Below are 14,061 nucleotides of genomic sequence, written 5' to 3'. Positions count from 1 at the left end.
CAACGGTAATTGCTGCCAAAGTAGAAGCCGCTTGAGCTACAGATAGCCCAAACAAGACCATAATATTGTCAAAGTTGTATCCAAATAACTTACCCGCACCCCAAGCCGGGATGTATTTAGCAACTATAGCCACTGTCACCATCACACCGGAGACAATGAGCGATCGCGGTTCTTGAATCAAAATCCCAGGATTCACCAACATTCCCACAGAAATCAGGAAAAATGGTACAAACAGAGTATTACCAATAAATTGAATCCGATTCATCAAAGGGCTAAGTTGGGGAATCAATTGGGTAATCGCAACTCCCGCTAAAAAAGCACCAATAATCGGCTCAATTTTGACTACTTCTGCTCCATAAGACACTACAAACAGAGTAGCGAGAACGAAGGTAAATTCTGCCCCTTCATCATGTCCAAATTTTCTAAAAAACCATTTTCCCAGACGGGGAACACCCCAGAGTGTGAGGAAGGTATAGATAATCAGTGAAGGAATGAGAAATAACCAAAACTGTAAAGTTAAATTACCTTGGTGCGCCCTGACGACAATAGCTAATACTAACAATGCCAAGATATTAGTGATCAGAGTACCACCGAGAGTAGTCGTCAAAACGGGCGATCGCATAATTCCCAGCTTACTTACCACAGGTAAAGCCAGCAGAGTATGGGAAGCGAAACAGGAAGCAACTAAAATTGCAGGTAAAAAACCGTAACCTATGGCTAACATCGCCCCTGTGCCTAGTACCATGGGGACAGCAAAGGTGGCTACTCCAAAGATTAATGCCTTATCTGCATTATATTTCATGTCATCGAGGCTGGTTTCCAAACCTGCCATAAACATGAGGAACAACAACCCAACTGTACCTAAAAGGACAATAGTGTTATCCCGTGCCAAAAATCCCAAACCGTTAGGTCCAACAATCACCCCCGCTAAGATTAATCCCACAATCCCCGGTAGCCGAATTTTCTCAAACAGCAGGGGCGCAATCAGCATAATGCCCAGAATCGTCAAAAATACTGGTACTGGCTCTTTAATGGGCGTAGATACCATAGCAGGAAACAAAATTGCGATCGCATTTACGTTCATAGATATTTGTTTAGCTAGTACGTTGGCACTTCACTAAAGTATCTAGTCCTTGCAGAAAACACAAATGCCGATGTTAACTATTTTTAGATATATCTTCGGGAATTAAGCAGGTTCTCCCATCAGAGACTCTATTACCGCTGGTAAATATTTTATTGCTTCACCCTCAACCACAGTAAACCCAGCTAATACTTCAGTATGAGGATTGATAAAATATTTTGTATAATTTTACCTCACGTAGAGTCTCAGAGAGTAAGAATTTGTAATTTTTGATTTTTCAATTTCCTACTTCAATATGGTTATAATGTTGAGAATTAGGATGATTAAGTGATGATCTTATCTAAATCAATATAACTAACCATGAGTGAACTTAAATCTCATACCTTACGTAGGGGAAGAATATTCCCAGAAATTCAGTGGAGCGAAGAACAAAAAGCTCAATGGCAAGCTGAACGGAAAAAGTTATACCAACGCTGTAAACTTATTTTTGACCAAGTACAACCAGAATTAATCAATACTCACTATAACTGGTACATAGCAGTTGAACCTAACAGTGGTGAATATTTTCTGAATGACGATGCTTTTTTGGCTGCACAGCAAGCTCATAAAAAATACCCAAATGTCAAGTTGCACGTTTTCCGCATTAACGAAACTGGGGTGTGTGGGAGGATATGATTTCCGGTAGATTTGGTGATGAAGATGAATTATTCTTTGAGATAGAGTTGATAGCTGCTGACGGATTAGAACTACCAGTGGAAGCTCTTTTTGATACAGGTTTTTCTTGGTGGTTGGCAATTAACAACCAGGACTTAGAAGCATTAGATTGGATGTATCTAGAACAACAAACTATGCTCACGGCTCAGGGAAATGCAGAATTTGACATTTATTTAGGAAAAGTGCGAATTGACGGACAAGATTGCGATATTCCCGTTCATGTTGGTCAAGGAATTTCAGAAATTTTACTAGGTCGTCAGTGGTTAAAAACTAGACGATTAGTGGTAGATATATCCTCTGGACTGTTAACTTTAAGTTGACAGAGGAAATGCAGCAACTTGAACCTACCCTACCTTATTCTCTGCATGAACAAATAATCTGCGTTCATCCGCGTTCATCTGCGTTCTGAATTATGACAAATAGACCTAACTATTGACATCCATATCAAAACTATGCGAAATTAATAGAATATGAAAAATAAGTATAAAAAAATATCTAACACCAAACGAATAACCTATCCTGTAAATCCTTAAATCCTGGTTATCCTGATTCAGACAAACGGCGAGGGGAAAGGGAAAAGAGTAAGAAGTGCCAAGGGTAAGATGGCAAAAGAGCAAAGAGCTACTGAGTCCTGGAAAATACGACCACACGGAAACCCAGGGTGCTGAACCTAATTTCACGCGAGTTACTGAGGCGAGCTGCAGAACGGCATTGGCTAGCGCCGCTGCTCCAAGAACCACCACGCAGTAGCTTAAAGCTGGTTGAGCTTGTCGCAGCACTACCATCTGTAGGCGCGTTATTATAGTTATCCACCCAAGCATCCAAACACCATTCCCAAACATTCCCGTGCATATCACACAAACCAAAGGCGTTAGGGGGAAAAGAACCTACATTAATGGTTTGTTTACGATACATACCTTTGGGAGCGGAAGCATAAGGGTAATTACCATCATAGTTTACCAGATCCGGGGTAATACTTTCACCAAAATAAAAAGGTGTAGTTGTTCCGGCTCGACAAGCATATTCCCATTGTGCTTCGCTGGGTAATCGGTAGTTTTTTCCTGTTCTTTGGCTTAACCGTTGACAGAAAGTAACTGCATCATCCCAACTGACTTGTTCAACAGGGCGGTTTTCACCTTTGAATCTAGCAGGGTTACTGCCAATAATAGCTTGATATTGTTTTTGTGTCAATTGATATCTAGCCATAAAGAAACTGGGAACAGTCACCCGACGTTGGGGACCTTCATCTGAGTCTCTTTCTGTTTCACTTGCTGGTGAACCCATGAGGAATGTTCCCCCTGGTATTTCCACCATTTCTAATTTGACACCATTTCCTAAATCTTCTTCAAAGTATTTTGCTGAAGAGTTGCGTCGGTTGGTAATATTTCCTTGTGCTGGTGTATTTTGAGGAGTGGGAGTATTGGAGGAACTTCCAGTTTTAGGAGTTGGTGTATTTGTAGGTGTATTTGTAGAAGTTTGATTTTTATTTCCAGAAAATAAATTTTGTCCTACAACCGTGACAGTGACACCACCCACAAATAAACCAACAGTGCGGATAAAATCACGACGAGAAGCTGGTTGTGGTTGAGGTTTTGGTGGTTGTAGTTTTTGGGGTTGAGGTTTTGGTGGTAGAGGTTTTGGTGGTAGAGGTTTTGGTGGTTGTAAAGCTTTTTCTATAGCAGCAATTCGTCGTAAAATTTCCTGGGTATTTTGCGGACGATCCTTATATAAACGCTGCATCATATCATCTAACAAATCTGCTAACATAGATGAAATGTGTGGTGCATGAATACGCCAGTTTAACCGATCATTATAATCATCATAAATTGCCGGATCTAGTGGTTGCTTACCCGTCAACAAATAAACAAAAGTTCTTCCCAAAGCAAAAAAATCAGATTGAGGTACAGCATTAAAATTCATTTGTTCCGAAGGTGTATAACCTGCTGATAAAATTCGCGTTACACCACCTTGTTGATTAACTACCGTCGGTGTTAATTTTCTCGCTGTACCAAAATCAATCAGTACCAAATGTCCATTTTCAGCCCTCAACATAATATTAGAAGGTTTGATATCCCGATGGAAAAAGTTTTCACTATGTACCTGATCTAAAATAGTGACTAAATCTTTTAACCATTGGATAGCGGAAGTTTGATCAATGGGACGTGAACCACGTTGTTTGATATATTCCTCTAAATCCATTCCCTCAATTTTTTCCATGACTAAACAATAAATTGGGGTTCGGCTCTTATGAGGATAAAATTCAAAATAAGCATCCAGTTCTACTTGAGGAATGCCAGGATGATTTAACCGACTTAAAACCTCAGCTTCTTGTTGAAATAGTTGTATAGCTTTTGGATCATTCTGAATTAAAACTTTCAGAACTTTACGGTTATTAGTTCTTACTTCATTAATTGCAAAAGTGACACCAAAACCACCCTGTCCTAACTTAGATATGACCCGATAACGCGCTTGTAGTAACACTTCTGATCCACAAGTTTGACAAAAGGTAACATTGTCCGGGTTATGTGGATTTGGACAGTGAGGATTGATGCACAGGCTCATGGGTTTGGTAGGTAGCAGATTAATCTTGCATTCTATATTACACGCATTTTTAGCAGATTTTAACTCTTTGTGTCTACCCTGCAAAATATCCTGACAAAAATTGTGTGAGCTACCTTAACAATTCTTAACCCCATTTTCCCAAAAAAGTTTAAACACCCTTTTTTACCCTCAAATTATTGAGAATCGCTGCGAATGACTCAACGTAATTCCAAGGGTCTTGAGTTCTGACAGGGTTATGTTATGATAGTCTTGAGAAAAATCCAGGGGTGTCTTATTGTCTGAATCAGGATGTCCAGGATTTGAGGATTTTCAGGATGTTATTTAATGATGGTTGGTTAGAAGTTGGGGATTTTTTTGTCTGAATCAGGATATCCAGGATTTTAGGATTTACAGGATGTTATTTAATGATGGTTGGTTACGCACAAGTCATGGAAGAATGAACCACGTTCACCGAAGGTGTTCCCGAAGGGTAGGTAAGAGGTTTTAGAGAGATTTTGCAATTTCATCCTGTACATCCTAAAATCCTGGATATCCTGATTCAGACAAAATACAATTTCTGAAATTTTAGATCAATCTTCAAAAACCATCCTGAAAATCCTAAAATCCTGGTTATTCTGATTCAGATAAAATCTATCTATTTCCTCACGCAAAGCAAAGAAGATATCCTGTAAATCCCAATTCAAAAAATCTGCGTCTATCTGCGTTCATCCGCGTTCCGAAAATATCAACTCAGAAAATATAAAACCCTATATATGCGCCCACAGATTTCTACTTATAACATAAGTGTACAAAATTATTTCCAGCTTGTCAAGTAGAAAAATGGCGATCGCCCGGATTGTAGATAGAGCAGGCGATCGCTCACATCCTGAAAATCCTAATTCTGACAAAAAATTACCATTCCCATACTTTTGGTATGGGAACGAAAAAATTAACTAAACCACAGCAGCAGCTTCTTTCTTAAAGAAAGCTTGCAAAACAGTTTCAGCAATTTGATGACTGCTTAACCCTAAAGCCGCAAAAGATTCATCAGGTGTGGCATGATCTACCAAAATATCAGGTACACCAATCCGCTTCACAGGAACTAAAATATTAGCATCCATTAAAGCTTCAGTCACCGCAGAACCAAAGCCACCCATTAAACAACCTTCCTCCAAAGTGACAACCCGGCCAATTTGTTTAGCCAAAGGTAAAATCAAATCAGTATCTAAAGGCTTGACAAAACGGGCATTAATCACAGTTGCTTCAATACCATGTTCGCTGAGAATTTCTGCCGCTTGCATTCCTGGATAAACCATTGTGCCGTAACCGACGATTAACACATCATCACCTTGGCGGAGAATTTCCCCCTTACCGATTTCCAAAGCTTCCCAACCTTCTTCCATTAAGGGGACACCGTGACCATTACCACGGGGGAAACGCATAGAAATAGGACTATCGGTGTGGTTAATACCAGTCACAACCATCCGTTGTAATTCCGCTTCATCCTTGGGAGCCATGACTACCATATTCGGAATACAACGCAGATAAGCAATATCATACATACCCTGATGAGTAGGACCATCAGCACCAACAATTCCTGCTCTGTCTAAACAGAAAAATACAGGTAGGTTTTGGATGCAAACATCGTGAATAATTTGGTCGTAAGCCCGTTGTAAGAAAGTGGAATAGATAGCAGCGACGGGACGCATCCCTTCACAAGCTAAACCTGCTGCTAAAGTGATAGCGTGTTGTTCAGCAATACCCACATCAATGTATTGATTAGGCAGTTTCGCTTGGAGTTTATCTAAACCCGTACCAGTAGCCATTGCGGCTGTGATACCGACGATTTGGGGATTTTGTTCAGCCAGTTTTACTAAGGTGTGAGAAAAGACCTTAGCGTAAGCAGGAGGTTTAGGTTTACTAGAAGGAATCGCTTTACCAGTAGTCAAGTTAAAGGGGGTTTGGGCATGGTAGCCTACTTGATCCTTTTCAGCTAGTTCATAACCTTTACCCTTAGTGGTGACAACATGAACCAAAACAGGCCCAGTAATTTGATGAGCTTGTTGGAATGTTGCAATCAATTCCTCTAAATTATGCCCATCAACTGGACCCATGTAGGTAAAGCCCAGTTCTTCAAAAACTGCACCGACTTTAGGAACAGCTAACCGCTTCATTCCTTCTTTAATCCGTTCCAGTTCTGGAGAAATAGATTCACCAAGGAAAGGAAGATGTTTTAGCTGTTCCTCAATCCCTTCAGAGAGAAACTGCACCGGCGGACTCAGGCGCATTTTATTGAGATAACGAGGAATTGCTCCCACATTGGGAGAAATGGACATCTCGTTGTCATTGAGAACCACTAAAAGATTAGTTTTGGGTAGGTGTCCAGCATGGTTAATAGCTTCTAACGCCATACCCCCAGTTAAAGCACCATCTCCAATCACCGCAACGGTTTTAAATTTCTCTCCTTTTAAGTCGCGGGCTAAAGCCATTCCCAATGCGGCAGAAATACTTGTAGAAGCGTGTCCTGCACCAAAATGATCAAACTTGTTTTCGCAGCGTTTGAGATAACCTGCAACGCCGTCTTTTTGCCGGAGAGTGTGGAAGTCACTGTAGCGTCCGGTAATTAATTTGTGAGGATAGGCTTGATGTCCTACATCCCATGTCACCTTATCTCGATCTAAATCTAGGGTTTGATAAAGTCCTAGAGTTAATTCTACAACTCCTAAACCCGGACCCAAATGCCCCCCAGTGGCTGCTACGGTTTGTAGGTGCTTCTCTCGAATTTGATGGGCAATTTGTTGCAATTGCCGAATTGACAAACCATGCAACTGGTTAGGATGGGTGATTTCACTCAGGTGCATATTATCAGCTTTTCCTCTCTAACTCTACTTTTGGCATGATTTGATTTTCCCACTTCAGGTGGCTACTAAAATCTGACGATCATTTAATGTTGTTGTATAACTATAACTTTTGTGCGTTTTTAGTAGCTATAGCGATCCTATTTGAGTTGAGAACTTATCGGGAAGGGGGCAGGGGGCAGGGAGTGGGAGGAGGAAAATTCGTTTTGATTTGGTGCAGTTGGATCATCTTGTTTGTGGAGTTTTCTTAGATAAATATAGATACACTCCAAAATCATCAAAAAATCCCATGAAAATGCCCAAAAACCATACATCCAATGTGTAAGTTTTGAAAACGGGTACGACAGGACTCGAACCTGTGACCGTCCGCTTAGAAGGCGGATGCTCTATCCAACTGAGCTACGTACCCATCACTATGATTTATTTTTTCAAGATAAACCTTCCCTATTATATTACCTTTTTATGACAATAGGCAATAGCAAATTAAAAATTTCATTTTTGATCAGAAAAAAGGCTGAAAACCTTGGAGATTAAGCTGAAGTTTTTACACCACGCGCCAAAACTTAATCACTAAGAATCCCCTCCTCTTGAGTCAGGGAAGTGTCAATTCAGTAATAAAGTTTCAGTGATTGATGAGTCGAGGTACACTAAAAACAAAATAGATACAATATTCAGATATATTGTGATGTCAAGGAGTAATTGCCTATGAATATGGATACTTTCCTAGAATCCTATCCTAATCGAGTATCTAGTCAATGCTAAATACTCCTTACCTGGCTACTTAAGTAATTATACTCTATTGTAATGATACAGCAGACCATTACATATTCTTTATCAAAAAAGCCCCTGCGAGGAGTTATTTGCTAGTGCTATGTTTATTCTCAAACGGCAGGATGTTGAAATTTCGACGATTCAGCACCCGAAAAAAGAAGATCAACAAGTGTCGATCCTCTATTATCAGGGGCAGACTTTTCGATTGATTACGGTTTTTAAGGCCAGTGAAGAGGAAGAGGCTAAGACTTTTTGGCGATCGCTCACCGATAACCGAGGAAAAGCTTGTGTGTTATTAGAAGAACCAGAACGCTATAGTATCTGGGGAAAGGTGAAGTTAGACCAAATCAGTAGTGACACTGGTAGTCACACTAAAACTGATGTTTTAACATTAGCTGCTATTACACTGTTACAAGCTGTTTATTTGGATATTGAAGATTTATTAGGAAGTCGTCAAGCCACTCTATTTACAAAAGATATAACGGGGACGTTACAGCAAAAACAATTTCCCAATATCTCTTCTGCCGATGTAGTAAAATCTTTCCTCACTGAGGATTTATCACAGATGAGTACAATGCCAGCTTGGCAAGAAACTCATGTGATTATTCTTCTAGAAGAACTGCACCGTTTAGGAAAAACATATTTTGGTGACACCAACTTTGCTCATCAACTAGATGAGCGATTACAAGATATGCCAGAAGAAGAGCAAGAACTCTTTATTAGTTGGTTAAAAAAATCTCCACTTAATAAGCTTTGGCATTAGGGTGGATATTGATTTGCAAAAAAAAAACTGCTCATTGGCGATTATGTGTCACAAGAATGCAAAAATTGTGAGATATATCATTTAGTGTGCAAAAAATATTACCTTCAGAGCATTTACCTAGTTAATCTCTATGAGTAAATCTTACGACAATTCATCCCGCGCTAAATCCCTGCTAACTACTCAAAATCTCGTTTTGGCGTGTCTTAGTTGGGCTGTTTTAGCATTGTTATACTTTTTGTTGTTTAGCGCCAAAATCCCTGTAGAAGGGAAAGGAGAAGTTCGCGCAGATTGGTATGTAATTGGCACAAATATTTTTGAAGCTATAGCATACTTGGGTGCAAGTCTCTTATGCTGGAGGAACTGGCGGAGTACCCAAATGGTTAGTAGTCGGAAAGTTTGGCTCTCAATCGGCTTAGGAATGTTTGCCTATTTTATAGGTGGACTAATTTTTGGCTATATAGAAATAATTTTAGGTCAAGAACCAGATGTATCTATTGCTGATGTGTTTTTTGTCCTAACTTATCTATGCCTGGGTACAGGTATGGCTTTAGCTTTATTCTCCCGACGCATCAATCTAGAAGCATGGCAATGGCTAATTGTCGTAGCAGTTGGAGGATTAGGAAGTTTTCTGGCTTGGTTGATTTCCCAAAAACCGCAAACATCCACTGATCAGATCGCCTTTATTCTGAATTGGTTTTACATAGTTAGCGATGTGGCATTATTAATTATTGCCACAACGATGCTTCTAGCTTTTTGGGGAGGGAAAGTTTCCCTATCTTGGCGCATGATTGCAGCAGCCGCATTTTCGCTCTACATTGCAGATATGTGGTTTAAATTTGCTCAGGGCGACAATTATCAAAGTGGAGACATACTAGAAGTATTCTGGGTGTTTAGTGGAGTGTTATTCGGTATGGGCGCTGTTCTAGAATACGACGCATCATTGAGTCTTAAACGCCGAGACCGTGGACGCAAACGAACTTAACAAAATTTGGTGTCTACCGTGAGAAAACTAACAGATCCTGACAAACAAGAAATTCTCAAGTTATATCGAGAAACTGCTCAAACAACCTCGACTTTGGCTGAACGCTATGGTGTGAGTAACTCAACAATTAGCCGACTGCTCAAAAGTACCTTACCAGAAGAAGAGTATGAATTTCTCGTCTCTTTAAAACGCGCCGCCAGAACCCCTGAAGGCAGAGCGCAGGTAAGCTATGAGCAGTTACCACTGTTGAATCAACCACCATTTGAAGAAGCAACTTCTACTAGTACCAGCAGCTATGGGGAGTTATTGAACCCAGAACCAGAAAAGCTGGAGATAGCAGCACAAAATGATAGTGATAGTGATGGCGATTTCGCTCAACCCATTCCAGCGAATAGACGGGTAAAAACACGCTCCTCAGCGGTGGAAAAACCCAAGCTTCCAGTCGTCAAAGAACCTCCTGCTGTGAAGGAGTTAGAAATTGTCAGACACAACTCACAGGAAACGCCAATTATTCCTAAACCAAAGTTAGAGGTAGAAACTCGAAATTCACAGCCGAGTTTGTTTGCGGAAATTTTGGATGAGGACTTATTGGATGAACCTGATGATTTAGATGATGACGATTTAGATGATGATTTGTATGGAGATGATGAGGACTTTGAGGATGAAGACTATGAAGAGCCAATACCCCTAGTCACCAGACGCAGAAATGGGGAAACATCTGTTCAAGTTTTACCATTGTCAGTTGCTCATTTACCTAAAACTTGCTATTTGGTAATTGATCGCTCTGCGGAATTAATTACTCGGCCACTCAAGGATTTTGGTGATTTAGGTCAAATTCCTAGTCTGGAAAATCAACAGAAAACTCTGCCGATTTTTGATAACCACAGAGTAGCTAAACGCTTTTCTACCAAGCGCGATCGCGTAATCAAAGTTCCCGACAGTCAAATGCTCCATAAAGCTAGTAACCATTTACAAGCTAAAGGAATTACGCGACTGTTAATTGATGGACAAGTTTACTCTCTGTCTTTAGTGTGACCTAAAGAAAATGTGGATATTTGCTGGTTGGAGTAGTTCCCTACTCTAACCACTGTTTCACAAAGCTGCTGCAAAACGACTGGCTAAATCAATAATGTCTTGTTTGCGAGCAATTTGTTCAACCCATTCTGGGGGAATATTTTCCACCCCGTAATAAATTCCTGCTAATCCACCCGTCACAGCAGCAGTAGTATCTGTATCTCCTCCCAAATTCACAGCTTTAAGAACCGATTCAGCGTAAGACGAACTATTTAACAAACACCAAATAGACGCTTCTAGGGTGTCAATTACATAACCACCAGAATTAATCTCCTCTATCGGTAATTCGGCAATTTTACCGCTAAAAACTCGCTGAAAATGTGATTTTTCCTCAAAATACTCACTATCATTATAAATTTTTTGAATTTGCTCTACACCTTGTAAATAAGCTGTTAGTAAATCAGCCCCTTTTAGTAATTCTATTGCCATACTAATATAAATCCCACAAGCCATTTGCGATCGAAGATGGCCATGAGTAATACAAGAAACCTGATGTACCCTGTTAATTAATTCTGGAAAACTCAAAGTTTCGTGTAAATAAGCCATTGGCAAAATTCGCATTAATGAACCATTACCATTACTTTTTTCACTCCTTCCACCTGCTTCTAAAGGTAGAATCCCTTTCTCTAAATTGATAATAGCTTGGTATGTAGTATTACCAATATCAAAGACGTTACCATGAGCCGTCCAGTAATTTTCTCGATACCAGGAACAAAATGATGTGGCTATATCATCTAAAGAATAGCCACTACATAAAGAAGCTGCTAAACAGAACATTAAAGAACTATCATCAGACCAAGTTCCGGGAGGTTGATTCCATGTCCCGTAACCTAGCATCGTTGTGACTGGGGATTTCATGCGTTCAGCACGACTAGTAAATTCCACAGGAACACCTAAAGCATCACCGACACATACACCCATCAAACCAGATAAAACTTTAGTAGCAGTTGACATAATTTTATCTCAATATTAAAGACGTAAAAATATAGTATTTACCCTAAATATAGCATTTCTTCTTAACGAGGTACAAATTTATCTGCGTTCATCTGCGTTTATCATCTTCCATCTGCGGTTAACTCTTTCTTCTTCGCTATTGATTAAATAACTTATCTTAATTTCCAGCAATTTTATAAATCTTTGGAACATTTAAAAAGAGAATACGACATAGTAATTAAAGGAAAAAATTTACAAGCAGGTTAATTTTATGCGACATTTATTTAAATCATTTGTGACTTTAGCAGCCTTATCTTCCCTAACGATTTCATCAGTATTAATGACAAATGGCAAAGCATTTGCTGAAAACGAAAAAGGCACTAATGCTAATTATGTAGGTGTGGGTTTAGCCGCTGGTGTCACCGAAGGAGGACAAACAAATGATGCCCCTAACTTGGGTGGTAATCTGACAGGAAGATTGAAATTAGGAAATACACCACTTTCTGCCCGTGGTAACGTCCTCTGGAGTGATCAAACCAGTGCTATCATCCCAGAACTTTCTGTAGACGTACCCATTGCGAATAGAACTAATGCTTTTTTGACCGGTGGCTATTCTTTTGTGGAAACTGATGGTAAAGCCACACCTTTGGGGAATAGAGATTCTGTAGTTGTAGGTGCGGGAGTAGAATCTGAAGTTGGTAAAAACTTCCTGTTGTATACCAACGCTAAGGTTGGATTACGTGCTTATCAAAATAGTCCTGCTTCTGCTGTGAGTATTAATGCTGGGATTGGCTACAGTTTCTAGTCATGGAGATTGGGAAGTTACAGAAAAACTCATAACCGGTTTTGTGAAGTGTTGAATCACCGACGAAGCCGGGTTTTTAAATGTTAAAATTATATTCTTATTCATAGTTCCGACCAATTTTTCGGGGTTATCTCGCTGAAGATGTGCGAATAATTTCCTACTTTGGCCTTAACTTACGCCTTATTTGAGAAACGTATCTACTGTAATGGTTAACTCTGCTGCTTCCCCGCTTACCAATCGTAAGCCTTCCAAAGTCGAAGGTCTCAAAGAAAATAGTAATTTTTTGCGTGAACCTGTAGCTACTGAAATCCTCCAGGATACCACCCACTTTACTGAAGACGCAATTCAGATTCTCAAGTTTCACGGTTCTTATCAACAGGATAATCGTGATAATCGTGTCAAGGGACAGGAAAAAGATTACCAGTTTATGCTGCGGACAAAAAATCCTGGGGGGTTAGTACCACCACAGCTATATCTGGCTTTAGATAAACTAGCTGATGAATATGGTAATCATACCCTCAGAGCTACTACTCGCCAAGGCTTTCAGTTACATGGTATTCTCAAAAAGCATTTAAAAACAGCGATCGCTACAATTGTCCAAAATCTCGGTTCAACGTTGGGTGCTTGTGGTGACATTAACCGCAACGTTATGGCACCTCCTGCCCCCTTTAAAAATCGCTCAGAATATCAGTATGCTTGGGAATATGCCCAAAATATCGCTGATTTACTTTCTCCCCAAACTGGCGCTTATTATGAAATTTGGTTAGATGGGGAAAAAGCCATTAGCGCCGAAGAACACCCAGATGTCAAAGCAGCCCGACAAAGTAACGGTAATGGCACTATTATTCATGATTCCGTAGAACCCATCTATGGAACTCATTATATGCCCCGCAAATTTAAAATTTGCGTCACAGTTCCCGGTGATAATTCCGTTGATTTATATTCCCAAGATTTAACTTTGGTAGTAATTACCAATAAAAAAGGCGCATTAGCAGGATTTAATATCTTCGCTGGTGGTGGTTTGGGTAGAACCCATAATAAGGAAGAAACTTTTGCCAGAATTGCCGATCCCATTGGTTATGTAGCCAAAGCTGATGTATATAATCTGGTAAAAGCGATAGTTGCCACTCAAAGAGATTATGGCGATCGCACCGACAGACGACACGCCAGGTTAAAATATTTAATTAATGATTGGGGTGTAGATAAATTCCGCACCAAGGTAGAAGAATATTTTGGGAAAGCGATCGAACCTTTTAAACCCCTGATCCAGTTTAAATATAAAGACTTCCTGGGCTGGAATGAACAAGGAGACGGTAAACTCTTCTTGGGTATTTCCATTGATAACGGTCGTGTCAAAGATGACGAGACATTTCAACTAAAAACCGCTTTGCGGACAATTGTTGAACAATTTAATCTCCCTATTAGGCTGACAGGTAATCAAAACCTGATTTTTTACGACATTGCACCAGAAGACAAAGAGGCAATTCAAGAGATACTGGACAAATGCAGCGTTGTGGCTGATCCCGACCAAATAGCAGC

Annotated in this window: 12 protein-coding genes and 1 tRNA gene; 8 read left to right on the top strand and 5 right to left on the bottom strand. The window is 40.0% G+C overall.

The window, feature by feature from the left end:
• Positions 1-1,084, bottom strand: a 1,084-nt coding sequence (locus tag FJR38_RS27970; RefSeq protein WP_254449299.1) for a cation:proton antiporter, incomplete at its 3' end; no start/stop codon positions are given.
• Between the two features lie 357 nt (positions 1,085-1,441).
• On the opposite strand from FJR38_RS27970, the gene FJR38_RS00760 reads away from it, so the two are divergent.
• The gene (locus tag FJR38_RS00760; RefSeq protein WP_168534876.1) at positions 1,442-1,756 is read left to right on the top strand and encodes a hypothetical protein; all 315 of its coding nucleotides are present in this window, start codon (positions 1,442-1,444) and stop codon (positions 1,754-1,756) included.
• Positions 1,753-2,115 (top strand): aspartyl protease, encoded by a 363-nt coding sequence (locus FJR38_RS00755; RefSeq protein WP_168534874.1) that lies wholly within the window; start codon positions 1,753-1,755, stop codon positions 2,113-2,115. Before FJR38_RS00760 ends, FJR38_RS00755 begins: the two co-directional genes overlap by 4 nt.
• Positions 2,116-2,416: 301 nt before the next feature.
• On the opposite strand, the gene FJR38_RS00750 is transcribed toward FJR38_RS00755, so the two are convergent.
• On the bottom strand, positions 2,417-4,357 hold the full coding sequence (locus FJR38_RS00750; RefSeq protein WP_168534872.1) for a bifunctional serine/threonine-protein kinase/formylglycine-generating enzyme family protein: 1,941 nt from the start codon (positions 4,355-4,357) through the stop codon (positions 2,417-2,419).
• A 783-nt stretch (positions 4,358-5,140) separates the two neighbouring features.
• Between FJR38_RS00750 and FJR38_RS27625 the strand changes: the two genes are divergently transcribed.
• Positions 5,141-5,293: a hypothetical protein gene (locus tag FJR38_RS27625; RefSeq protein ID WP_168498732.1), complete on the top strand. Its 153-nt coding sequence runs from the start codon at positions 5,141-5,143 to the stop codon at positions 5,291-5,293.
• Here FJR38_RS27625 and dxs read toward each other — a convergent pair.
• Both dxs and FJR38_RS00740 read right to left on the bottom strand, forming a co-directional pair.
• Complete coding sequence (gene dxs, locus FJR38_RS00745) at positions 5,290-7,197, bottom strand: 1-deoxy-D-xylulose-5-phosphate synthase (RefSeq protein ID WP_168498730.1); 1,908 nt, start codon at positions 7,195-7,197, stop codon at positions 5,290-5,292. The genes FJR38_RS27625 and dxs overlap by 4 nt on opposite strands.
• Positions 7,198-7,529: 332 nt before the next feature.
• Positions 7,530-7,603: transfer RNA gene (locus FJR38_RS00740), tRNA-Arg, on the bottom strand.
• A gap of 462 nt (positions 7,604-8,065) precedes the next feature.
• On the opposite strand from FJR38_RS00740, the gene FJR38_RS00735 reads away from it, so the two are divergent.
• From FJR38_RS00735 to FJR38_RS00725, 3 genes are all read left to right on the top strand, one after another.
• Entirely contained in the window at positions 8,066-8,728 is a 663-nt protein-coding gene (locus tag FJR38_RS00735; RefSeq protein WP_168498728.1) for an Npun_F0813 family protein, read from the top strand.
• Between the two features lie 130 nt (positions 8,729-8,858).
• A complete protein-coding gene (locus FJR38_RS00730; protein ID WP_168498726.1) occupies positions 8,859-9,710 on the top strand; it encodes a hypothetical protein in 852 nt (283 codons plus the stop codon).
• 18 nt (positions 9,711-9,728) lie between these two features.
• Positions 9,729-10,745, top strand: a complete 1,017-nt coding sequence (locus FJR38_RS00725) for a sigma factor-like helix-turn-helix DNA-binding protein (RefSeq protein ID WP_168498724.1) — start codon at positions 9,729-9,731, stop codon at positions 10,743-10,745.
• Between the two features lie 57 nt (positions 10,746-10,802).
• Here FJR38_RS00725 and FJR38_RS00720 read toward each other — a convergent pair whose 3' ends face one another.
• Positions 10,803-11,738, bottom strand: coding sequence for an ADP-ribosylglycohydrolase family protein (locus tag FJR38_RS00720; protein ID WP_168498722.1), 936 nt, complete (start codon positions 11,736-11,738; stop codon positions 10,803-10,805).
• 250 nt (positions 11,739-11,988) lie between these two features.
• On the opposite strand from FJR38_RS00720, the gene FJR38_RS00715 reads away from it, so the two are divergent.
• The gene (locus FJR38_RS00715; RefSeq protein ID WP_168534870.1) at positions 11,989-12,522 is read left to right on the top strand and encodes a hypothetical protein; all 534 of its coding nucleotides are present in this window, start codon (positions 11,989-11,991) and stop codon (positions 12,520-12,522) included.
• 205 nt (positions 12,523-12,727) lie between these two features.
• Positions 12,728-14,061: sulfite reductase, ferredoxin dependent (gene sir / locus FJR38_RS00710; RefSeq protein WP_168535570.1), on the top strand; the 1,334-nt coding region annotated here is incomplete at its 3' end.

This window comes from Anabaena sp. UHCC 0253, from assembly GCF_009712085.1.
In the GTDB taxonomy this organism is placed as follows: domain Bacteria; phylum Cyanobacteriota; class Cyanobacteriia; order Cyanobacteriales; family Nostocaceae; genus Dolichospermum.
Note: the sequence above shows the minus strand (reverse complement) of the source record. Positions and strands in the feature narration are given on the sequence as shown.